Annotated in this window: 16 protein-coding genes and 2 pseudogenes; 7 read left to right on the top strand and 11 right to left on the bottom strand. The window is 71.7% G+C overall.

Annotated features, from left to right (window positions below; all coding sequences use genetic code 11):
- The first annotated feature begins 23 nt into the window (after positions 1–23).
- Complete coding sequence (locus IF655_RS19435) at positions 24–554, top strand: DoxX family protein (protein ID WP_199586176.1); 531 nt, start codon at positions 24–26, stop codon at positions 552–554.
- Between the two features lie 47 nt (positions 555–601).
- Here IF655_RS19435 and IF655_RS19430 read toward each other — a convergent pair whose 3' ends face one another.
- The 3 genes and pseudogenes from IF655_RS19430 to IF655_RS19420 form a co-directional block, all read right to left on the bottom strand.
- On the bottom strand, positions 602–1,051 hold the full coding sequence (locus tag IF655_RS19430; protein ID WP_199586175.1) for a hypothetical protein: 450 nt from the start codon (positions 1,049–1,051) through the stop codon (positions 602–604).
- A gap of 54 nt (positions 1,052–1,105) precedes the next feature.
- On the bottom strand, positions 1,106–1,774 hold the full coding sequence (locus IF655_RS19425; protein WP_199586174.1) for a YdcF family protein: 669 nt from the start codon (positions 1,772–1,774) through the stop codon (positions 1,106–1,108).
- Between the two features lie 14 nt (positions 1,775–1,788).
- Positions 1,789–2,884, bottom strand: a pseudogene (locus IF655_RS19420) (helix-turn-helix domain-containing protein).
- 246 nt (positions 2,885–3,130) lie between these two features.
- Here IF655_RS19420 and IF655_RS19415 point away from each other — a divergent pair.
- A pseudogene (locus tag IF655_RS19415) lies at positions 3,131–3,535 on the top strand (ATP-binding protein); the annotation flags it as partial.
- Between the two features lie 73 nt (positions 3,536–3,608).
- On the opposite strand, the gene IF655_RS19410 reads toward IF655_RS19415, so the two are convergent.
- Both IF655_RS19410 and IF655_RS19405 read right to left on the bottom strand, forming a co-directional pair.
- Positions 3,609–3,821 carry a hypothetical protein gene (locus IF655_RS19410; RefSeq protein ID WP_199586173.1) on the bottom strand — a complete coding sequence of 71 codons (213 nt, stop codon included), beginning with the start codon at positions 3,819–3,821 and terminating at the stop codon, positions 3,609–3,611.
- Entirely contained in the window at positions 3,808–5,280 is a 1,473-nt protein-coding gene (locus IF655_RS19405; RefSeq protein ID WP_199586172.1) for a PspC domain-containing protein, read from the bottom strand. Before IF655_RS19405 ends, IF655_RS19410 begins: the two co-directional genes overlap by 14 nt.
- A 222-nt stretch (positions 5,281–5,502) precedes the next feature.
- On the opposite strand from IF655_RS19405, the gene IF655_RS19400 reads away from it, so the two are divergent.
- Together IF655_RS19400 and IF655_RS19395 are read left to right on the top strand one after the other, a co-directional pair.
- On the top strand, positions 5,503–6,795 hold the full coding sequence (locus IF655_RS19400; RefSeq protein ID WP_199586171.1) for an ATP-binding protein: 1,293 nt from the start codon (positions 5,503–5,505) through the stop codon (positions 6,793–6,795).
- Positions 6,792–7,535 carry a response regulator transcription factor gene (locus IF655_RS19395; protein WP_199586170.1) on the top strand — a complete coding sequence of 248 codons (744 nt, stop codon included), beginning with the start codon at positions 6,792–6,794 and terminating at the stop codon, positions 7,533–7,535. Before IF655_RS19400 ends, IF655_RS19395 begins: the two co-directional genes overlap by 4 nt.
- 79 nt (positions 7,536–7,614) lie before the next feature.
- On the opposite strand, the gene IF655_RS19390 is transcribed toward IF655_RS19395, so the two are convergent.
- The gene (locus tag IF655_RS19390) at positions 7,615–8,718 is read right to left on the bottom strand and encodes a C40 family peptidase (RefSeq protein ID WP_199586169.1); all 1,104 of its coding nucleotides are present in this window, start codon (positions 8,716–8,718) and stop codon (positions 7,615–7,617) included.
- Between the two features lie 369 nt (positions 8,719–9,087).
- Between IF655_RS19390 and IF655_RS19385 the strand changes: the two genes are divergently transcribed.
- Positions 9,088–9,441, top strand: coding sequence for a hypothetical protein (locus IF655_RS19385; protein ID WP_199586168.1), 354 nt, complete (start codon positions 9,088–9,090; stop codon positions 9,439–9,441).
- Here the strand turns inward: IF655_RS19385 and IF655_RS19380 are convergent.
- Positions 9,419–10,432 carry a hypothetical protein gene (locus tag IF655_RS19380; RefSeq protein WP_199586167.1) on the bottom strand — a complete coding sequence of 338 codons (1,014 nt, stop codon included), beginning with the start codon at positions 10,430–10,432 and terminating at the stop codon, positions 9,419–9,421. The genes IF655_RS19385 and IF655_RS19380 overlap by 23 nt on opposite strands.
- A gap of 248 nt (positions 10,433–10,680) precedes the next feature.
- Between IF655_RS19380 and pcrA the strand changes: the two genes are divergently transcribed.
- A complete protein-coding gene (pcrA, locus tag IF655_RS19375; RefSeq protein ID WP_199586166.1) occupies positions 10,681–13,161 on the top strand; it encodes a DNA helicase PcrA in 2,481 nt (826 codons plus the stop codon).
- A 95-nt stretch (positions 13,162–13,256) separates the two neighbouring features.
- On the opposite strand, the gene IF655_RS19370 is transcribed toward pcrA, so the two are convergent.
- Positions 13,257–14,741 (bottom strand): M23 family metallopeptidase, encoded by a 1,485-nt coding sequence (locus IF655_RS19370; protein ID WP_242488829.1) that lies wholly within the window; start codon positions 14,739–14,741, stop codon positions 13,257–13,259.
- 470 nt (positions 14,742–15,211) lie between these two features.
- Positions 15,212–16,063, bottom strand: a complete 852-nt coding sequence (locus IF655_RS19365) for a triacylglycerol lipase (RefSeq protein ID WP_199586164.1) — start codon at positions 16,061–16,063, stop codon at positions 15,212–15,214.
- A 220-nt stretch (positions 16,064–16,283) separates the two neighbouring features.
- Here IF655_RS19365 and IF655_RS19360 point away from each other — a divergent pair, with 220 nt between their 5' ends.
- A complete protein-coding gene (locus IF655_RS19360; protein ID WP_199586163.1) occupies positions 16,284–16,706 on the top strand; it encodes a cobalamin B12-binding domain-containing protein in 423 nt (140 codons plus the stop codon).
- Between the two features lie 9 nt (positions 16,707–16,715).
- On the opposite strand, the gene IF655_RS19355 is transcribed toward IF655_RS19360, so the two are convergent.
- Both IF655_RS19355 and IF655_RS19350 read right to left on the bottom strand, forming a co-directional pair.
- Positions 16,716–18,371, bottom strand: a complete 1,656-nt coding sequence (locus tag IF655_RS19355) for a DUF5691 domain-containing protein (protein ID WP_199586162.1) — start codon at positions 18,369–18,371, stop codon at positions 16,716–16,718.
- Between the two features lie 43 nt (positions 18,372–18,414).
- On the bottom strand, positions 18,415–19,551 hold the full coding sequence (locus tag IF655_RS19350) for a hypothetical protein (protein WP_199586161.1): 1,137 nt from the start codon (positions 19,549–19,551) through the stop codon (positions 18,415–18,417).
- Positions 19,552–19,583 lie beyond the last annotated feature (32 nt).

Genomic DNA, 19,583 nt, shown 5'->3' with positions numbered 1-19,583 from the left:
CGAGCGAGAGGCGGCTGGCAGTGATGACTCACGGTATGCGTATGGAAACGCACACCTCCCGACTGGACGGCGGCCACACCTGGCGGGAGACCGCCGTCCGCTACTCACTCCTCCCGCTGCGGATCTTCCTCGGCGTGACCTTCGTCTACGCCGGGCTGGACAAGCTCACCGACAGCGCGTTCCTGAAGTCCGGTGGCGCGGGCTCCATCGGCGACACGATGCGCTCGGCGCGCGACTCCGCCGCCGTCCCGGCCCTCATCGACCTGGCCCTGCACAACCCCGTCGGCTTCGGCTACGCCATCGCCTTCGGCGAACTCGCCGTCGGCATCGGCATCCTCCTCGGCCTCTTCGGCCGCCTCGCCGCCCTCGGCGGCGCCCTGATCTCCCTCAGCCTCTGGCTGACCGTGAGCTGGTCCTCCACGCCGTACTACTACGGCAACGACCTCCCCTACCTGATGGCCTGGCTCCCCCTGATCCTGGCGGGCACGCCGTATCTCTCCCTGGACGCGGTGTGGCAGGGGCGGCGGAGGCGGGGGATGGGTGGGTACCGGTAGGGGTTTGTACCGGTAGGGGTTCGCCCGGCTGGTGACCGCCGGGCGCCTCAGCCGTACCGCAGAACCTTCCGCATCTCCGCGATCAACGCTGCCCGAGTCCGGCGGGCGGTTCGCCAAGCACTGACGTACTCGGGCGATCCCGATGCGTGCCCGGCGACCACCGCGTCATGAAAGTCGAGCACGGCGAGCGTGGCGCGACCGGCCTTGTCGACGAGTGTCCGCCGCGTCACCAGTTCCAGTTGATGCTGTGCCGCGTAGACCCCGTGCTCGCCGAGCGCGACGTGTCCCTTGCCGACGGCTTCAGGGGAAGGCTCGGTCCGGGAGAACGCGTCCCTGGCTGCCGAAAGGGCCGTCAGGTACTCCGTGAAGGCGGCGCGCAGCGTGTCCCGCTCCCGCTCCGAGCGATCTCGCCGCCAGCGGACGTGATCGGCCATGAGTGTGGCGAGTACCCCAAGCACGGTGCCCACGGCTGTCGCCACGAGCGTCGACCACGGCATGTTCCCCCCTGGAAGGTCGGGTCGGTCCCTCCACAGCTCACTGGTGCGAGGAGGTCAGGGCGCGATGAGGCGGCTGGTGAAGCCGTCGTGGATGAGGGATTCGTACGCTCCGTGCACGTCCTCGGGGACTTCCTGCTCGACGGCGAATCCGCGCTTCGGGTATTCGATGACCCGCTGGAGGTCGCCGACGAGCATGTCCAGGACGAGTTTCTCGTCCCCGATGGACTTCACGTAGTCGTCGAGTTCCAGCGGCTCCGACGCGCAGAGGATTTCGATGTCGGGCCACAGCTTGCGGGCGGTGGCGTAGGAGCGGCGTTCCATGTAGGGCTTGGAGACCAGCAGGACCGTGGTCGGGGTGATGCCTGCGGTGGTGAGGACCTGGCGGGAGAGGGTGATGTTCTGGCCGGTGTTGGCGGCGTTCGGTTCGAGGAGGATCGCTTCGGTGGGTACGCCGAGGGTGATGGCGTGTTCGCAGAAGTGGACGGCTTCGCCTCGGGGGAAGACTTTGGCGGTGGTGGGGCTGTTGCCGCCGGTGAAGACGAGGGTGGGGAACAGTCCGGCGTGGTACAGCTCGGCGGAGTGGGTGGCGACGCCGAGGTCGTGACTGCCGAGTCCGATCGCCACGTCGACGGGACGCAGCGCGTGGTGCATCTGGTGGTAGTCCCAGATCAGCGCGGCCCGCTGCCACTGGTCCTCGGTGATGGCCTGCTGGTTCTCGCCCACGCGTCTCTCCCCGGTCACCGTCGCCGGGGGCCGGTCCGGCTCTCGCTCATGGCCTTGATGCCCTCGATGCTGCGCAGTTGGTGCACGAGTCCGTACTGGGCGGCCGTGCGGCTGGCTTGATCAAGGACGAGGAGTCCATCATCCCGGGTCGCGGTGTCGGAGAGCAGGATGTGGCCGTAGGCGGTGTCCAGCCGTACGCGTTGCATCGGTGAGTCGGTGGTCCCGCTGCTGCGGGCGATGCCGATGAAGTGCAGGGCTTGGGTGAGGTCACCCGCGCCACGGCGGGCGAGGGCGAGTTTCTGGTGGGCGACCGACCAGTCTTCGGGTTCGGTGAGGTCTTCGAAGTCGCGGGTCGCGGCTTGCATGACGCGGGTCGCGTAGTCATGTCGGCCGTTCTTGCCCAGTGCGGTACCGACCCACAGGCGGGCTCTGGCGCGGTCCCGACGGGAGAGCCGGTCGTCGACGGCGAGGGTTTCGTATCGGCGCGGTCTCTAACCTGCCGGACATTTCCGCGATCACCGCGAGGGAGAGGTCGAGCTGGGCGACACGGCGCGGGATGTTGAGCTGGGTGAAGACCGCGCGTGCCCCGGCGTAGGAGTGCTGGGCGGAAAGCGGGCCGAGGACGGAGCCCTGGTCGCGCCTGAGGTCACCGAGTAGCGCGGTCGAGCGGGCGAAAAGGTACAGGCCCTTTTCATCCAGTTCCCGGGCATCGAACCGGACCAGCCAGCGGCTGAGGAGGCTGTCGGCGAAGGTGAAGTTCTGCTGGGAGAGCGCGACTACGACGCGGTCCAGGTCCTCGGTCCACGATTCGTACTCCCAAGCGCGAGGGCTGGCGTCGAGGTCGCGCCGGGAGGCATTCGGCACGGGGCCGGCCAGCTCGGGCCGGAGCGTCTCGAAGCGCAGACGGGCGGCGGCGTCCGCACGTCCGAGGGCGGTGTCGAGGATGGCCTGGGTGTCGGGTCGGGGCGCGGTTCCGGCGCGCTTGCTCTCCCACTTCGAGACCGTGGCCACGGCCACGCCCAGGTGCTCCGCGAAGGCCCGCACGCTCAGTCGTAAGGCGAGACGCAGTGCCCTGGTCTCCAGGCCGGTCCACTGGTGCACGGTGGCCACGCGGTCGCCCCCTTCCACCGTCATCGAAGCAGATGCGCGCGGGTGGCGGGACGAAAGTGGAACGAAAGTAGAACAGCGGGTGATTGGCCGCGAGTTCGGCGACGTTCATGCTCGGGATCGTCATGAGTCGTCGCCCTTGGGGTGGTCCCCGGCATGAACCCCGTCACGGCACACGGGCTTGCTCAACGCCCTGACGAACGGGCAAACGACCCCCGGGGCTCGGTCGATCCGAGAAAGCAGAGCGACATGCCGCAACCTACAACTCGGGCCCGCCCGACCGGGCATCCCGGTTACAGCGAGAGCTGGCCCCGCAAACCCGAAAGTGCCGCCACAGCCCGTCGCTTGGTCCGCTTGGCGCTCACCGCGTGGAGGCTGGACAACCTCGCCGACGACGGTGCCTTGATCGTCTCCGAACTGGTGGCGAACGCCGTACGGCACGCCCGACGGCAGTCCATCCGCGTGGTGGTGGAACGCGTCGCGCCGCGCACTGTGCGGGTAGCCGTCGCGGACTTCTCCCGCACGCTGCCTGTGCCCTGCCCGCCGAAGGGTGACGCAGAGGCAGGACGCGGCTTGGCCCTCGTCGCGATGCTCGCCGTGAACTGGGGCACGGACGAACGGCGCTGGGGAAAGGTCGTGTGGGCAGAGCTGGAGACACACAGGCGGTTCCGCTGCGGACAATGCTCCTGCCTTCGGCTGGCACTGACCGTGTTGAGCCGACGCGCGCCTAGCCGTCCTCCGGCGCCCTGCGCCTCCCGCGTATCGCTCGGGCTACCGCATCCGTGAGCCCCGCCAGGAACAGCGCGCCCGCTGTGATCGGGAGGGCGGTGTACCAGGGGATGTGCCAGAGGTGTTGGGCGTTGCCGAGGTAGAGGGCGGCCACGGTGGTGAAGGCGAGGCCCGCCAGGAGGCGGCCGGGGTGGAAGTCACGGCGTGGCATGGGTGATCACCACCTGTCCTACGCCTACTTCGAGGGCGATCGTCAGGGTGCCGGTGGGCTTGGTGTTCGTGGCCGGGGCGAAGGTCACCTGCTTGTGGCGGTCCGGCTGCACGTCGATGTCCTTTCCGTTGTCGCCGGGCAACTGGACGTCGCCGACGCCGAGGTCGATGCGGACCTTGGCGGTCGTGTCGGCCGGGATGATCAGCCGGAGGCGTCCCGCGCCCACCGCGGCGTGGGTCGTTACCGTCCGGCCCTTCGCGGGGTGGACCCGGCTCAGGTCGAGGGTGGCGGCGCCGGTTCCGAGGTCGTAGGAAGGGCGGACGTCCGTCGCGGTGGTCGGCTGCCAGGTGGTCTGGCGCCATTGGGTGGTGACGTCCGCGGGGAGGGCCGTCACTCCGGCGAGCAGGGCTGCCGTGAGGATCGCCAGGAAGGTCGTACCGGCTCCCGTGCGCCCGAGGAACGAGCCGAGGGCCATGCCCAGGCCGAGCACCGCGAGCGCACTGGCCAGACCGAGCTGGAGGCTCGTGCCCGGCGGGTGGGAGTGCCAGGTCAGTCCGGTGACCAGGCCGCCCGCCAGGAGGGCCAGGAGGAACACCCAGCCACCGATCCGGCGCGGGCCGCGCGGTCTCGGGGGGCGAGGCGCGGTGCCGGTGCTCGGCGGGGGTGTGGCGGTGTCGTGCGGCCAGGGGTCGGCCAGGCGTAGGCGCAGGTCGAGGACCGAGGTCACGTCCTGTCGGCGGGCGTCGCCGGGTCCCCACAGATAGCCGGTGCCGCCGACGTGGGTGCCGTCCTTGACGATCGGGTCGCGCCACCAGGAGGGGAAGTACGTCGAGACCGGCGGTGCCTGTGCCTCCGGCGGGGCGTCGGCGGCGGCTTGCGCGGCTATGGGGCTGGAGCGCGGGCGCGCACTCGGGGAGCTGGGGGAGGGGTCGGGGTCCGGGGTGCCCCGGTGGCGGGACCAGTACCCGGCACCGGCGAGCAGCAGGGAGAGGACCACCGCGAAGGTCAGCGCCCCGGCGTTGCGCAGCGTGGTCAGGACCACCCCGCAGCCGACCAGCGCGAACAGCACGGCGGCCAGCGCCTGGCCGTCGACCCGGCCGGTGAGCAGCTTGCGGACCTCGTTCTCCTCCTCGTCGTCCTGCGGCACGAGGAGCCAGGCGAAGCCGTAGAAGATCAGACCGATGCCGCCGGTCGCCGCCAGCACGGCGAGGGTGATGCGGTAGATCACCGGGTCCATGTCCGTCTGGCGGCCCAGCCCCGCGCACACGCCCGCGATCATCTTGTGTCTGCGGTCGCGCCGGAAGGGGCGGGAGTCCGGGGCGGCAGGGGGCGTCCCGTCCGCACCGGGAGTGCCTGCCGGGCCCGTGGCTCCGGGCATGTCCGTCGTACCGGTTCCCGAGCCCGGGCGCGGGCCGGAGCCAGGTCCCGGACCCGTCGCTGCGTGCTCGTGATCCGTCATGCGTCCATCGTGACGGTTCCGCCGCCCGACCGGCAGTCGGATCAACCCTGGCCGAACCCTGAAATCGGCCCTGAGGCGGAACCGGGGACCTGTTCGAATCCCCGGCTCCGCCGCCGGTCGGGGCGTCCGGACCCGTCTCGGGGGTACCCCGAGCGAAGATCAGGGGAGTCTCGGGGGCCGACCCTGATGACCCGCTGCCACGGCCGTGTGACCATCGATGACATGCCGGAAGCCGCAGCACTGCCCCTCGAAGACCCGCGGCCGCCGCGCAAGCTCTACCGCAGCGGTGACGGCCGCTGGCTCGGGGGAGTGGCGCGGGGGCTCGCCGGGCACCTCGGGCTGCCCGTGGTGTGGGTGCGGCTCGCCTTCGTCGGTCTGTTCATGGCCAACGGACTGGGCGCGCTGCTCTACGCCGCGTTCTGGTTCTTCGTGCCGCTCGGCGTCGGCGGCGTGGGCGCCCACAAGCCGTCCTCGCTCGTCGGCACCGAGACCTCCCCGGACGGCCGCCGCCGACTCGTGGCGCGCAAGCCGGACAAGGGGCAGATGGTCGCCCTGCTGCTCATGGTCATCGTGTCGATGGTCTTCGTGGGCAGCGTCAACGTGACCAACACGGCGAAGGCGTACCTCCTGCCGACCGTCCTGGTCGCGGCCGGTGTCGCCCTGGTCTGGCGGCAGGCGGACAACGCCCGCCGGGCCCGCTGGGTCGAGGTCGGCAGCAGACGGCGCACCCTCACCCTGCTCCGCGCGGGCGTGGGCGTGCTGCTGGTCACGGCCGGGGTGTCCGCCATATTCGTCATGCAGGGCTCCGCGGCCCACCTCGGCGCGGTGTTCCAGGCGGCGCTCGCCGTCCTGGTCGGTATCACGCTGCTCGCCGGCCCCTATCTCGTCCGGGTCACCCAGGACCTCTCCGAGGAGCGCCTGATGCGCATCAGGGCCCAGGAGCGCGCCGAGGTCGCCGCTCACGTCCACGACTCCGTGCTGCACACCCTGACCCTGATCCAGCGCAACGCCGACAACGCGGGCGAGGTGCGCCGCCTGGCCCGCGCCCAGGAGCGCGACCTGCGCACCTGGCTGTACAAACCGGAGGGCACCGGCAAGGACGAGGCCGACGAGCCGGACACGGTCGCGGAGGCAGTCCGGCGCAGCGCCGCCGAGGTCGAGGACAAGCACGGCGTGCCCATAGAGGTGGTCGTGGTCGGCGACTGCCCGCTGGACGAGAGGACGTCCGCGCAGATGCAGGCCGCGCGCGAGGCGATGGTGAACGCCGCCAAGTACGGTGGCGACGGCGGTCCCGTGCAGGTGTACGCGGAGGTCGAGGGGAGGACGGTGTTCGTGTCCGTCCGCGACCGCGGGCCAGGTTTCGACCTCGACTCGATACCCGCGGACCGCATGGGGGTCAGAGAATCGATCATCGGCCGTATGGAGCGCAACGGCGGCACGGCCCGGCTGCGGTCGGTGCCGGACGGCGGCACGGAGGTCGAGCTGGAGATGGAGAGGGCGGAGAAGACGGCATGAGCGAGGCGACCGAGACGAACGGCACGGCGGGGGCGGCGGAGGCGGCCGGTCCCGGACGCGACGCCGGGGGCGGTGCGGACCGCCGGGTGCGGGTGGTGCTCGTGGACGACCACCGGATGTTCCGCACGGGTGTCCAGGCGGAGATCGGGCAGACCGAGCGGACCGGGGTCGAGGTGGTCGGTGAGGCCGCGGACGTCGACCAGGCGGTCGCCGTGATCACCGCGACGCGGCCCGAGGTGGTCCTGCTCGACGTCCATCTGCCCGGCGGCGGCGGAGTCGAGGTGCTGCGCCGCAGCGCCGCGCTGATGGCAGACCCGGAGCGGCCGGTGCGGTTCCTCGCGCTGTCCGTGTCGGACGCGGCGGAGGACGTGATCGGGGTGATCCGGGGCGGCGCCCGGGGCTATGTCACCAAGACGATCACCGGCACCGACCTCGTCGCCTCGATCTTCCGGGTCCAGGAGGGCGACGCGGTCTTCTCCCCGCGCCTGGCCGGGTTCGTCCTGGACGCCTTCGCGTCCACCGACGCCCCGCCGGTCGACGAGGACATGGACCGCCTCACCCAGCGGGAACGCGAGGTGCTGCGCCTGATCGCCCGGGGCTACGCCTACAAGGAGATCGCCAAGCAGCTCTACATCTCGGTGAAGACGGTCGAGTCCCACGTCTCGGCGGTCCTGCGCAAGCTCCAGTTGTCCAACCGCCACGAGCTGACCCGCTGGGCGACGGCGCGCCGCCTGGTCTGAGCCGTGCCCGTGCCCGTGCCCGGTCCGTCAGGCCGGGTCCGGCGCCTCGTGGAGCCGCAGCGGCGCGCGGGCGGCGGCGTCACGCCACCCGTGTCGCCCCCGCGAACGGCATCTGACTGATCGGCGCGATGCGCACCGGCGCCGAGGGATTCGGGGCGTGGATCATCTTGCCGCCCCCGATGTAGAGCCCCACGTGACTGACGCCGGAGTAGAAGAACACCAGGTCACCGGGGCGGAGCTGGGAGCGCGAGACGCGCCGTCCGGCGTTGATCTGGGCGTAGGTGGTGCGGGGGAGGGAGATCCCGGCGGAGCGGTAGGCGGCCTGGACGAGTCCCGAGCAGTCGAAGGCGTGGGGACCGGTGGCGCCCCAGACGTAGGGGCTGCCGAGCTTGCGGTAGGCGTAGGCGACGGCCGCGGCGGCGCGGGAGCCGGTGGCGACGGCCGGGGCGGCGGGCGTCTTCGCCGTGCCGGTTCCGGCGGTGCCGTTGCGCGGGGTGTGCGCACCGACCGGGCGGGCGGCCGTGGTGGCGCGACCGGCGTGGGTCGGGGCAGTGTGGGTGACCTGCTTCCGCTCGCGGGGGGTGAGCCGGTTCAGGAGCCGCTGGGCCTCGTGCAGCTTCGTGGTGACTGTCTTCTTCTGCCGCTTCAGCTCCGCCTGGCGGGCGCGCAGCGACTTCAGCTCCACGCGGGCGGCGCCGCGCAACTGCTCGATCTCGCGGAGCTGGGTGCGCACCCGGCTGACGGCACCGGTCTGCTGGTCGCCGACGCGCTCGGCAAGGGCGGCGCCGTCCAGATAGCGGTCGGGGTCGCTGGAGAGGGCGAGCTGCCAGGTGGGCGAGATGGAGCCGTCGCGGTACTGCGCGGCGGCGTAGGTGCCGAGGGCGTCGCGGGCGGTGTTCAGCCGGTCCTGCCTGCGGGCGGTCTCGTCGTGCAGCGTGTTCAGCCGCCGCTGCGCCGCGTCCGCCTTCTCCTTGGCGCCGTTGTACTTCTCGGTGGCGTTCTCCGCCTCCCGGTACAGCGTGTCCACTCTGGTCCTGACCTGCGCCGGGGTGAGCTGGGGCTCGGCGTGGCCGACTCCCTCGAAGGCTGTCGCGGTCGCCGCCCCCGCGAGGGCGAGGGTCGCGGCCGTGCGGGCGGTGTTGCCACCCAGCGAGCGATGTCGGGGCCTCCGGTGCGTTGCCACCTGGACCGTCACGTCCTTCCCTGGACTCGTACGGCCGAGGACCCGTACGACTCGAGCGGCCGGTGTCCGGTGCCCGCCCGCACAGGGGAGACGGGCGGCCACCGGACGTTCCTCGGCGGTGGTGTCCGGCTGCCGCCCCTGGTCCGGGCGGCGTGGGGAGCCGGTCACCTGGGGGAGGACGCTAGGCGGGTGTGTGACAGCTTGGTAACGGGTGTGCGGAATTGTCCGTGACAGACCGGATCGAGACCGTTTACGACCGGTCCGCCGAAGTGGAGGCGCCGCCTTCGCGCAGCCTGGTGACCGATGAGCGCATTGCGGACACATGGGGCGGGAGAGGTGCTACGGCACACCCCCGCTAGGCTCCGGAGCATGGACGTACTCATCCATCTCTTCGTCGGCCTGCACATCATCGGCATCGCCGCGCTGCTCGGCGGTTTCCTCACCCAGATGAAGGCGATGGGCCGGGGCACCGCCCGCTTCGTCCCGGGGATGCTGCACGGCGCGTTCACCATGCTGGTCACCGGCGTGGTCCTGGTCGGCCTCAACGAGGCACAGGGTCACCACGTCAACACCATCAAGATCGGCATCAAGCTGGCCCTGCTGATCGTGATCCTCGGCCTGGTTTATGTGAAGCGTGACGAGGAGAAGGTCGACAAGGGTTCCTTCGCCCTGGTCGGCGCGCTGACCACGGCGAACATCTTCATCGCCGTGCTGTGGACGTGACGCCGGACCCCTCGGGGCCGTCGTCCTGACCGCCCCGGGTCCCGGACCGCGCCGCGAGCACCGCGCCCGCGGCGGCCGCGAGCCACACCGCGAACGACACCCACACCAGCACCCGGCCCGGCACCCGCAGCCAGTCGACGTGCAGGGCCGCCGCGACCGCCAGCACCGTCGCCCCCGTCATCCCCATCGAGAAGACCGTCGCCCAGCGTCCGAGGCCGTAGCGCGGACGCGGGCGCGCCAGCTCCGCCACCAGCAGGACGGCGTACCAGGCCAGGTCGAGGACGAGCAGGGCGACCGTCACATCGCGCAGGACGCCGCTGTCGTCCAGGTTCCACAGATACAGCCGCGGGCTGTCGGCGGCGATCAGCCGGGCTCCGGCCAGCGCCGAGATGGACAGTGCGCCGCCCGCGATCCAGTGGTCGCCGGGTCCCCGCGTCAGCTCGCGCGGATCGAAACGCGGCAGGGCGAGACCGTAGAGCAGCAGCCCCACCCCGAACAGCACCAGCGCGGTGTGGGCGAGCCACGCCACCGCCTCGGTTCCGGCGAGCGTGGCGGCCAGTACCGCGAGCGCCTGTGTGGCCACACAACACAGGAACACCGCTCCGGGCATGCGATGACCCCAGTGCCGGGTGACGACGTAGAGCAGCACCGGCCAGAACAGCGCCGCCAGCGCCAGCAGCGCCTCGGCGAGGACGGACCAGCCGAGCAGCGCGAACCGGGTGCCGAGCACCGCCGTCGCGGCCACGGCGGTCAGCGCGCCTGGGGTGCGGGCCTCGGTCAGCCAGCGCTCCCGCCGCCGAGCCAGTCGCAGGGCGAAAGCGGCGCCCAGGGCGAGCCAGCCGACGCTGGCGAGCGCCAGGAAGATCAGGGACACCGTCTCTGCGCCGGCCAGCCGCAGCCCGATCGAGACGACGGCGGTCGCCATCACGGCGGTACCCGCCGCCGGAGGGCGTTCCCACCACCACGCACGCAGACCTGAGATGCCGGACATGCCCCGATGCTAGGGAGCGGTACCGCCCCGGACCGGAGGGCACGCGCGCGTGGGGCTCGAAAGGACGCGCGCCCGAAATCCCCGCCCGACCGGGTCCGCGCCGACGTGTGCCACATCACCCCGGCCCGCTGCGACCAGGCCCATACGCCGTTCCACCGCCGCTCCACCGAGATCAACTCCCCGGAATTCCGACCGGGTTCCTCACGTGGGGACCGGTTGTCGGTGGGGCGCCCTAGACTCGTAGAGCGATGAGCAGCCTCTTTGACGACAGCTTCCTGGCGGACCTCCAGGCCCCGCACGGCCACGAGGAACAGCCCCCACCGCCCGAGGACGAGCACGCTCCGGAGCAGGTTCCGGACGATCTGTTCGGCGGGAAGTTCGACCTGCCCCCGGACCGCGACGCGCACTACCGCGACGGCGCCCCGCGCCCCGCGATCGACGCGGCGGCCCTCCTGGACGGGCTGAACGAGAACCAGCGTGCCGCGGTCGTGCACGCGGGCTCCCCGCTGCTCATCGTCGCGGGCGCCGGTTCCGGCAAGACGCGGGTGCTGACCCACCGCATCGCCCACCTCCTCGCCGAGCGCCATGTGCACCCGGGTCAGATCCTCGCGATCACCTTCACCAACAAGGCCGCGGGCGAGATGAAGGAGCGCGTCGAGCAGCTCGTCGGTCCGCGCGCGAACGCGATGTGGGTCATGACCTTCCACAGCGCCTGCGTCCGCATCCTGCGCCGCGAGTCGAAGAAGCTCGGCTTCACCTCGTCGTTCTCGATCTACGACGCGGCGGACAGCAAGCGCCTGATGGCCCTGGTCTGCCGCGATCTGGACCTCGACCCCAAGCGCTATCCGCCCAAGTCCTTCAGCGCCAAGATCAGCAACCTCAAGAACGAGCTGATCGACGAGGAGGACTTCGCCGCCCAGGCCACCGACGGCTTCGAGAAGACTCTCGCCCAGGCGTACGCGCTCTACCAGTCGCGGCTGCGCGAGGCCAACGCGCTCGACTTCGACGACCTGATCATGACGACGGTCAACCTGCTGCGCGCCTTCCCGGACGTGGCCGAGCACTACCGCCGCCGCTTCCGGCACGTCATGGTCGACGAGTACCAGGACACCAACCACGCCCAGTACGCGCTGGTGCGCGAGCTGGTCGGCACGGGCGCCCACGATGAGGACGTGCCGCCGAGCGACGCCGACCTGCCGCCCGCCGAGCTGTGTGTCGTCGGTGACGCGGACCAGTCGATCTACGCCTTCCGGGGCGCGACGATCCGCAACATCCTCCAGTTCGAGGAGGACTACCCGAACGCGACGACGATCCTGCTGGAGCAGAACTACCGCTCCACGCAGACCATCCTCTCCGCCGCCAACGCGGTCATCGAGCGCAACGAGTCCCGCCGCCCGAAGAACCTGTGGACCAACGCGGGCCAGGGCGCGGGCATCGTCGGCTACGTCGCGGACAACGAGCACGACGAGGCCCAGTTCGTCGCCGAGGAGATAGACCGTCTCACCGACGCGGGCGACGCCAAGGCGGGGGACGTCGCGGTGTTCTACCGCACCAACGCCCAGTCCCGTGTCTTCGAGGAGATCTTCATCCGCGTCGGACTGCCCTACAAGGTCGTCGGCGGCGTCCGCTTCTACGAGCGCAAGGAGGTCCGGGACGTCCTGGCCTACCTGCGCGTCCTCGCCAACCCCGAGGACTCGGTGCCGATGCGCCGCATCCTCAACGTGCCCAAGCGCGGCATCGGCGAGCGCGCCGAGGCGATGATCGACGCCCTCGCCCAGCGCGAGAAGATCAGCTTCCCGCAGGCGCTGAAGCGCGTGGACGAGGCGTACGGCATGGCCGCGCGCTCCACCAACGCGGTCAAGCGGTTCAACACGCTGATGGAGGACCTGCGCACGATCGTCGAGTCCGGCGCCGGACCGGCCACCGTCCTGGAGGCGGTCCTCGAACGCACCGGATACCTGGCCGAGTTGCAGGCGTCCACCGACCCGCAGGACGAGACCCGCATCGAGAACCTCCAGGAACTCGCCGCCGTGGCGCTGGAGTTCGAGCAGGAGCGCGAGGACGGCGAGGACCAGGGCACCCTGGCCGATTTCCTGGAGAAGGTCGCCCTCGTCGCGGACTCCGACCAGATCCCCGACGAAGAGGACGGCGACGGCGTCATCACCCTGATGACCCTGCACACCGCCAAGGGACTGGAGTTCCCGGTCGTCTTCCTGACCGGCATGGAGGACGGCGTGTTCCCGCACATGCGCGCCCTCGGCCAGGTCAAGGAGCTGGAGGAGGAGCGGCGCCTGGCGTACGTCGGCATCACGCGCGCCCGTGAGCGGCTCTACCTCACGCGCGCGTCGATGCGCAGCGCCTGGGGCCAGCCCTCGTACAACCCGCCCTCCCGTTTCCTGGAGGAGATCCCGGCCACCCACGTCGAGTGGAAGCGCACGGGTGCGGCTGCCGCGCCGCCGTCCTCCCGGGCGGGCTCGATCGCGTCCTCGCTCTCCTCCTCCCGCTCGCGTTCGTCGGCGGCGGGCGCGTCCGGGTTCGCCACCCGTCGCGCCTCGGAGAAGCCGGTGGTGGCGCTGGCGGTCGGGGACCGGGTCACGCACGACCAGTTCGGGCTCGGCACGGTCGTCGCGGTGGCCGGTGCGGGCGACAAGGCGCAGGCCACGATCGACTTCGGCGGCGGCAACGCCAAGCGGCTGCTGCTGCGGTACGCGCCGGTCGAGAAGCTGTAGCCGAACGGGGAGCCGCAGACGAGGCCGCGGACGACGCCGTAGACGAGTGAGCCCCCGCCTTCGAGGCGGGGGCTCGTTCTGTGAGTCGGGGGCGATCAGGTCGGGTCGAGCCCGTGGCTGCGCAGCCACGGCAGCGGGTCGATTGCCGCGCCGCCGCCCGGGCGCACCTCGAAGTGCAGGTGCGGACCGGTGGAGTTGCCCGAGTTGCCGGAGAAGGCGACCGGCTGGCCGGCCTTGACGGCCGTACCGCTGGCGACGCGGTAGCTGGAGAGGTGGCAGTACCAGGTCTCGGTGCCGTCCTTGGCCGTGATGATCATCATGTTGCCGTAGGCGCTGTTCCACTTGGTGGAGACGACGCCGTCGGTCGCCGCCATCACGGTGGTGCCGTAGGAGACGGGGAAGTCGATGCCGGTGTGGACGGACATCCAGTTCACACCCGCCTGGCCGAAGTAGGCGCTCAGACCCTTCTGGGCCACCGGGAGCACGAACTTGGGGCGCAGCCGCTCCTTGCGCGCCGCCTCGGCGGCGGCTTCTTTCTTCTCCTGCGCCTGCTGCGCCTTGAGGTCGATGCGCTCCTGCGTGCGGCTCGCCCGGTCGGTGAAGTCGTCTACCCCGGCGGAGAGCGTCTTGAGCTGGCTGTCCAGCTTGCTGTTGGCGACGGACGGCTTCACCGTGTGCGCGTCCGAGGCGGTCGCGCTGGTCTCCTGGGCGTCGTCGGTGAGGTTGCCGACCGACGCCGCGGCGATCCCGGCCACGCCCATCACACAGACCGAGGGCACGGCGACCGTCAGCAGGGCCGAGCGCTTGGCGGGCGTACGGCGTCTGGAGCGGTTCGCCGCGCGACCGCCCGTCCGGGGCGCCGGTACGGTCTCCTCCTGGTCGTCCAGGAGGTCGGGCACGACGGGCAGTTCGCCGGTGGAGTCCGACTCCTCCTCGGGCAGGGCCGTCTCCCCGAACTCCGCCATCGCGGCGTCGTCGCCATAGGGGGAGTGGTGGTCGGTCCGCTGCTCGAAGGCGGCGGTGTGGTCGTACGAGGCGTGGTCCTGCGGGTCGTACGGCGCCTGGTGTTCGTGGTGCGCCTGGTGTTCGTGGTGTTCCTGGTGGCCGTTCGCCGCGCCGCCGTCGGAGTTCCACTGCGTGGCGTCGTAGGCGCCGGTGTCGTAGCTCTGCGCGTTCCAGTCCCACTGCTGGGTCTGGTCGTGGCCCGGCGCGCCGTCGGTCTGGAGCCAGGCGCTCGCGTCCCACTGTCCGCTGACGTCGTGTCCGGTCGCCTGCGCGGGGACCTGCCAGGCGGTGGTGTCGTAGGCGCCGGTGTCGGGGACGGCGTGGTGCTGGGTGGCGTACGGGTCGTGGTCGTAGCCGGTCTGCCAGGCGGAGGTGTCGTAGCCGCCGGTCGGGGCACCTGTGGGGACGCCGTAGTACGCGTCGGCGGGGAAGGCTCCGGTCTGGCCCGTGCCCACCGCGAAACCAGTGGCGTCGTAGCCGCTGTAGGTGGTGAGGTCGTCGTACGGGACTTCCGGGGCTCCGTACGGCGCGTAGTGCGCGGTGGAGGCGTCGGAAGCCGGGGCCGGGGAGGTCATGGTCCCCGACGGGTGACGGTCGTTCACCAACTTCTCTTTCGCCTCGACAACAGGGGCTGCCAGAGCAGTGCGGCGACTGTACCCGGCGGTACACGGGCGCCACAATCTTCCGCCGGTTTCGCGGCGGCGGGAAACGGGCATTCGGCCGTGTTTCGGGGGTCGAGGACGCGAGTTTGGCTTTGTGTTCGAAGAATGTTCGATGGTGAGTGACGTTGTGTCACCTGTGCGCGGGCTGTGTCACGGCTGTTTCCGATGCCGGTGGGGCGGTCGCGGGCGAGGGCGGTCGGTGCGACGCGCGTTCACAGGGCGGTCAGGCATCCCGTGGGCAGTGCGACGCCGTGGTCGGTCTCGAAGGACCGGATCTCCGGCTCGGGGAGCGGGGGCGCAGTTCGTAACGGTGCGTGTTCGACCCGAAGCGCTTCCTCGACGGGTCGCTCGCCGCCGCCTCTCGCGCGTGTCCCGGACCGTGGTCAGGCCACCGTCAGACCGCCCGCCTCGCGCTTCGCGGCGGACTCGGCGTCCAGGGCGTCCCGTATCCCGGCGGCCACGGCGGGGTGGACGGGGAGGGCGAGATGGCCGATGCCCGTGACGCGGACGTTGAGCGCGTCCAGGTCGGGGTGCTCGACGCAGGCCGCCTCCAGCGGGTCCATCACGGAGTCCAGGTCGCTCCAGAAGCTCACGAACCGCGTGCGGCAACCGGGCGCCGGACGGGACAGCTCCTCGATGACCGCGGAGTCCGGACGCATCTGCCGGACGATGGGGTGGGCGTTGGCCAGCGGTATCGCGCGGGTGCCCGCGTGCGGCGTGCCGAGGGTGACCAGGGTGCGAACCCGCAGGTCACCGCCGAGGCACTGCACGTAGTAGCGCGCGATCAGACCGCCCAGGCTGTGGCCCACGATGTCTATCTGCCTGCTGCCGGTGCGCTCGCAGATCTCCTCCACATGGCGGGCGAGCAGCTCGGCGGCCGTGCGGATGTCGCAGGTCAGCGGCGAGTAATTGAGCGATTCGACGCGCTGGCGGCCGTGCTGCGCGAGGCTGCGGCGCAGGAGCACGAACACCGAACGGTTGTCGATGAAGCCGTGTAGCAGGATGACCGGCGGGCCCGCCGGGACGGGGAGCCGGGCGGCGCCGTCCGGTGCGGGCAGGGCGGCCTGGCGCCGCTCCTGTGTGAGACCGGTCGGATACAGCAGCACGTGTCCCGCGAGGATCGCGGCTTCGAGCGCGGTGGCTTTGAGCAGCGTGACGGACAGAGAGGCCAATCTGCCGGGCCAGAGGCGGCGGCAGACGGGGAGGAAGAGCGGAAATACTCCGGTGACCTTCATTGGCCGACCTCCTGTCGGCGCGCGGGAGGCGTCTCTGTCCCCCGCGCGCCCTCATGTCCCACTATGTGATTTCCCCCTCCCCGCCGGTCGTAAAACTGCCGGTTGCGGGATCCTGGCGATAACGTTCGTTCACTTCGCGACGGTGGCGGAACGTGCCAGAGATGCGGTACTTGTCGGTATGACGGAAGCGGCCGCTTCCGGTGGCTCGATGGAGGCAGTGATGGGTGTGGCAGCCGGTCCGATCCGCGTGGTGGTGGCCAAGCCGGGGCTCGACGGCCACGATCGCGGGGCCAAGGTGATCGCGCGGGCGCTGCGCGACGCCGGTATGGAGGTCATCTACACCGGTCTCCACCAGACGCCGGAGCAGATCGTCACCACCGCGATCCAGGAGGACGCCGACGCCATCGGGCTGTCGATCCTCTCGGGCGCCCACAACACGCTCTTCGCCGCCGTTATCGACCTCCTCAAGGAGCGTGACGCCGCGGACATCCTCGTCTTCGGCGGCGGCATCATCCCCGAGGAGGACATCGCGCCGCTGCGCGAGAAGGGGGTCGCGGCGATCTTCACCCCGGGCGCGACGACCGGGGCGATCGTGGAGTGGGTGCGGGAGAACGCGCGGCAGCCTGCGGCGTCGGGCGGCTGACCAGCGCTTTCACGCTCCTTCGGGTATCAGCTCCGCTGCCATCGCCGTGCGCAGCCGCAGGGTGGTGGCGAGCCGCTGGAACGCCTCCGCCCAGTAGCCCCCGGCGCCCGGCCGACCGTCCTCGCGCTCTTCGGGGCGCGCCAGCAGGGCGTCCAGACGGGTGGTCTCCGCCGGGTCGAGGCAGCGCTCGGCCAGACCCATCACCCCGCTGAAGCTCCACGGGTAACTGCCCGCCTTCCGCGCGATGTCGAGCGCGTCCACCACCGCCCTGCCGAGCGACGGCGCCCACGGCACCGCGCACGCGCCGAGCAACTGGAACGCCTCCGACAGACCGTGCCGGGCGATGAACCCGGCCACCCAGGTGGCGCGCTCGTCCGCTGCCAGCGTGGCCAGCAGTCTCGTCCGGTCCGCGAGGGAGACGGCACCTGGACCGCCCGACTCCGGCGCGGCGGGCGCGCCGAGCAGCGCCCTCGCCCACTCCGCGTCCCCCTGCCGCACCGCCGCCCGGCACCACGCCGCGTGCAGCTCCTCCTGCCAGCCGTCGGCCACGGGCAGCGCCACGATCTCCTCCGGGGTACGGCCCCCGAGCCGCGCCGACCACACCCCGAGCGGCGCCGCCTCCACCAACTGACCCAGCCACCAGGACCGTTCCCCCTGCCCCTTCGGCGGCGTGGCCGACACCCCGTCCCGCTCCATGCCCGCGTCGCAGACGTGCGGTGCCTCTACGGCGACGGTGGGTTCCGCGCCCGTGTGGTCGAGGGCCACACAGGTCAGGGCGCGTTCCGCCATGCGCGCGGCGAGGGCGGAGCCGGGGAGGGCGGACAGCAACTCGGCGGCTATGGCACGTACGTTGCGGCTGCGATCAGCCAAGCCCCGTTCCAGAAAGGGTTCGTCGGCTGCAGAGAGGTTCGTGCGCAGCGAGTCGAGGAACATCAGGCGGTCCTCGGCACGCTCGGTGGACCAGGTGGACTCCAGCAACTCCTTTGCCTTTGAGGGGGCGTGGGTGCGTACGGCTGTCAGTACGGCGACCCGCTCGGCGAACAGACCCTCCTGCCAGAGGTGTCGTACGGCCTCGCTGTCCTCGGGGTCGGGCAGGGCGGAGCCTCCGGGAGCTGTACGGCGGGCGAATCTCCAGTCCGGGTTCAGCCGGGCGAGCCACAGGGCTCTCGGACCCGCGAACTCCAGTGTCGCCGGGCGGAGATCGGTCCGGCCCCGGGCGGCGTCGAGGAGGGCGGGCAGCAGGTGCGGGGGCGGGGCGTAGCCGTATGTGTTGGCTGCCGCGAGCCACTGGGGGAGGAGTTCGGTGAGGTCGGGGGTGCTGCCGCGTCGGGTGCCCGCGGTGGAGCGGTCGGTGAGGAGGGCCGCGAGTCTGTGGGCGGCGCGGGCGGGGAGGGGCGGGCGTGGGTCGGCGGGGGCGGGTTCGGGGCGCGGTGCGGCGGGTCCGGCGCGGAGACCGGCCCGGCGTCGGACGGTCGCCATGGCGGCGGCGTCGAGCAGGCTGAGGGGCGCGGGGCGGGCGTCGTTGGGTGCGGGTGCGGGTGCGGGTGCGGGTGCGGGTGGGGCTGTGGCTGTGGCTGCGGGCACAGGGCGGCGGTCGGTGCCGAGCAGGGCGGTGGTGAGGAGGTCGTCCCAGGAAGGTGCGGTGGTGGCCGTCGTCTCGTGCATCGGGGTTCCCTTCCGTGTGGGCGGGGGCAGTGCGGCGGCGGGGTCAGTGCAGCGTCACCGGGGTGCCGGGGTGGTGTGCGGGCCAGGCGGTGAGCGGGGTGAAGCCTCGGTGGCCCAGCTCGCCGAAGACGGTGAGTGGGGTGCCGCCGGAGAGGGCGATCAGCCGCCAGAGGCCGGGGCGGGTGAGGCAGGTCGGGGTCAGGGGGAGTGCCGTGGCGGATGCGGGGTCGGTCTTCGGGTCCGCATCCGCGTCGGTCAGTTGCCAGGAGCCCGGGCGTTCGTCCGGCACCGGTATGACCCCGGCCAGGATGACCGGGACCCTGTCGAGCCAGGGGTCCTCGCGCAGCGCGTCGCCGTAGCGGGCGGTCGCCTGCGCGGTGGTCAGACCGTTGGGGCGGACGGTGGCCGGGGTGGGCGGGGCGTACCGCTCGCCCAGCGCGGCGCGGAGCTGCCCCGCGCCCGGGTAACCGGTCAGGTCCGCCTCCAGGGTGTGGCCGACCGGCAGGGACAGCTCGGGGGCGCGTCCGGCGGCGCCGTAGGAGAGGAGCAGCCGGGTGTGGCCGGAGCCGGTGCCGTGCAGCCAGATGCGGCGGGTCGTCAGTTTCGCGTCGGCGGTGTCGTACTGGGCGAGGACCAGCCAGCGGTCGCGCAGCGGTGGGCCGTCGGCGGAGGCGGGCAGGCCGAGCCGGGAGCGGACCGTTGCCGCGAGGGCGTCGGGAAGTTGGTCGCGGTGCAGCCAGCCCTGGCCGAGGAGGTGCAGCAGGGCGCACTCCTCCAGGAGTCTGGTCGGCCAGTCGGGTCCGGAGGCGGGTATCGCACCCAACTCCCTTACTTTCGCCGCAAGTCCGGGTGCCTGTGCGTCGACCATGCGGGCGGCGGTCTCCTCCCACAGCGTGTACCTCGCCTGTTCGGCCGAGGCCAGACCGCCGCGCAGCAGGTCCGCCAGGCGCTGTTCCAGCTCGGTCACGCCCGCTGTCACCCGTTGCTCACGGCGCTCTGCCCGGCGTCGGGCCGCCTCGGGGTCTGCCGGGCCGCCGGAGTCCCGTTTCCGCCCTGCTCTCTCCTCCGTCTTCCGCTCCTCCGCCCGCTCTCCGAATCCGCCGTCCGCGCTGCGTGAGGCGGCGTCAGGTGCCGGGGTCGGCACCCGGTCCGCGCTCCGTCGCACCCCCTGCTGAGTCATGCGAACGACGGTAGGTCCCGCCACTGACAATC

The sequence above is a fragment of the Streptomyces sp. DSM 110735 genome (genome assembly GCF_016482685.1).
Lineage (GTDB): Bacteria > Actinomycetota > Actinomycetes > Streptomycetales > Streptomycetaceae > Streptomyces.
Note: the sequence above shows the minus strand (reverse complement) of the source record. Positions and strands in the feature narration are given on the sequence as shown.

Bases quoted from the DNA above. Each gene is read 5' to 3' on its own strand.
- IF655_RS19435 (WP_199586176.1), top strand. From the start codon at position 24: ATGACTCACGGTATGCGTATGGAAACGCACACCTCCCGACTGGACGGC.
- IF655_RS19430 (WP_199586175.1), bottom strand. From the start codon at position 1,051: ATGCCGTGGTCGACGCTCGTGGCGACAGCCGTGGGCACCGTGCTTGGG.
- IF655_RS19410 (WP_199586173.1), bottom strand. From the start codon at position 3,821: ATGCCACGCCGTGACTTCCACCCCGGCCGCCTCCTGGCGGGCCTCGCC.
- IF655_RS19405 (WP_199586172.1), bottom strand. From the start codon at position 5,280: ATGACGGATCACGAGCACGCAGCGACGGGTCCGGGACCTGGCTCCGGC.
- IF655_RS19400 (WP_199586171.1), top strand. From the start codon at position 5,503: ATGCCGGAAGCCGCAGCACTGCCCCTCGAAGACCCGCGGCCGCCGCGC.
- IF655_RS19395 (WP_199586170.1), top strand. From the start codon at position 6,792: ATGAGCGAGGCGACCGAGACGAACGGCACGGCGGGGGCGGCGGAGGCG.
- IF655_RS19385 (WP_199586168.1), top strand. From the start codon at position 9,088: ATGGACGTACTCATCCATCTCTTCGTCGGCCTGCACATCATCGGCATC.
- IF655_RS19380 (WP_199586167.1), bottom strand. From the start codon at position 10,432: ATGTCCGGCATCTCAGGTCTGCGTGCGTGGTGGTGGGAACGCCCTCCG.
- pcrA (WP_199586166.1), top strand. From the start codon at position 10,681: ATGAGCAGCCTCTTTGACGACAGCTTCCTGGCGGACCTCCAGGCCCCG.
- IF655_RS19370 (WP_242488829.1), bottom strand. From the start codon at position 14,741: ATGACCTCCCCGGCCCCGGCTTCCGACGCCTCCACCGCGCACTACGCG.
- IF655_RS19365 (WP_199586164.1), bottom strand. From the start codon at position 16,063: ATGAAGGTCACCGGAGTATTTCCGCTCTTCCTCCCCGTCTGCCGCCGC.
- IF655_RS19360 (WP_199586163.1), top strand. From the start codon at position 16,284: ATGGGTGTGGCAGCCGGTCCGATCCGCGTGGTGGTGGCCAAGCCGGGG.
- IF655_RS19355 (WP_199586162.1), bottom strand. From the start codon at position 18,371: ATGCACGAGACGACGGCCACCACCGCACCTTCCTGGGACGACCTCCTC.
- IF655_RS19350 (WP_199586161.1), bottom strand. From the start codon at position 19,551: ATGACTCAGCAGGGGGTGCGACGGAGCGCGGACCGGGTGCCGACCCCG.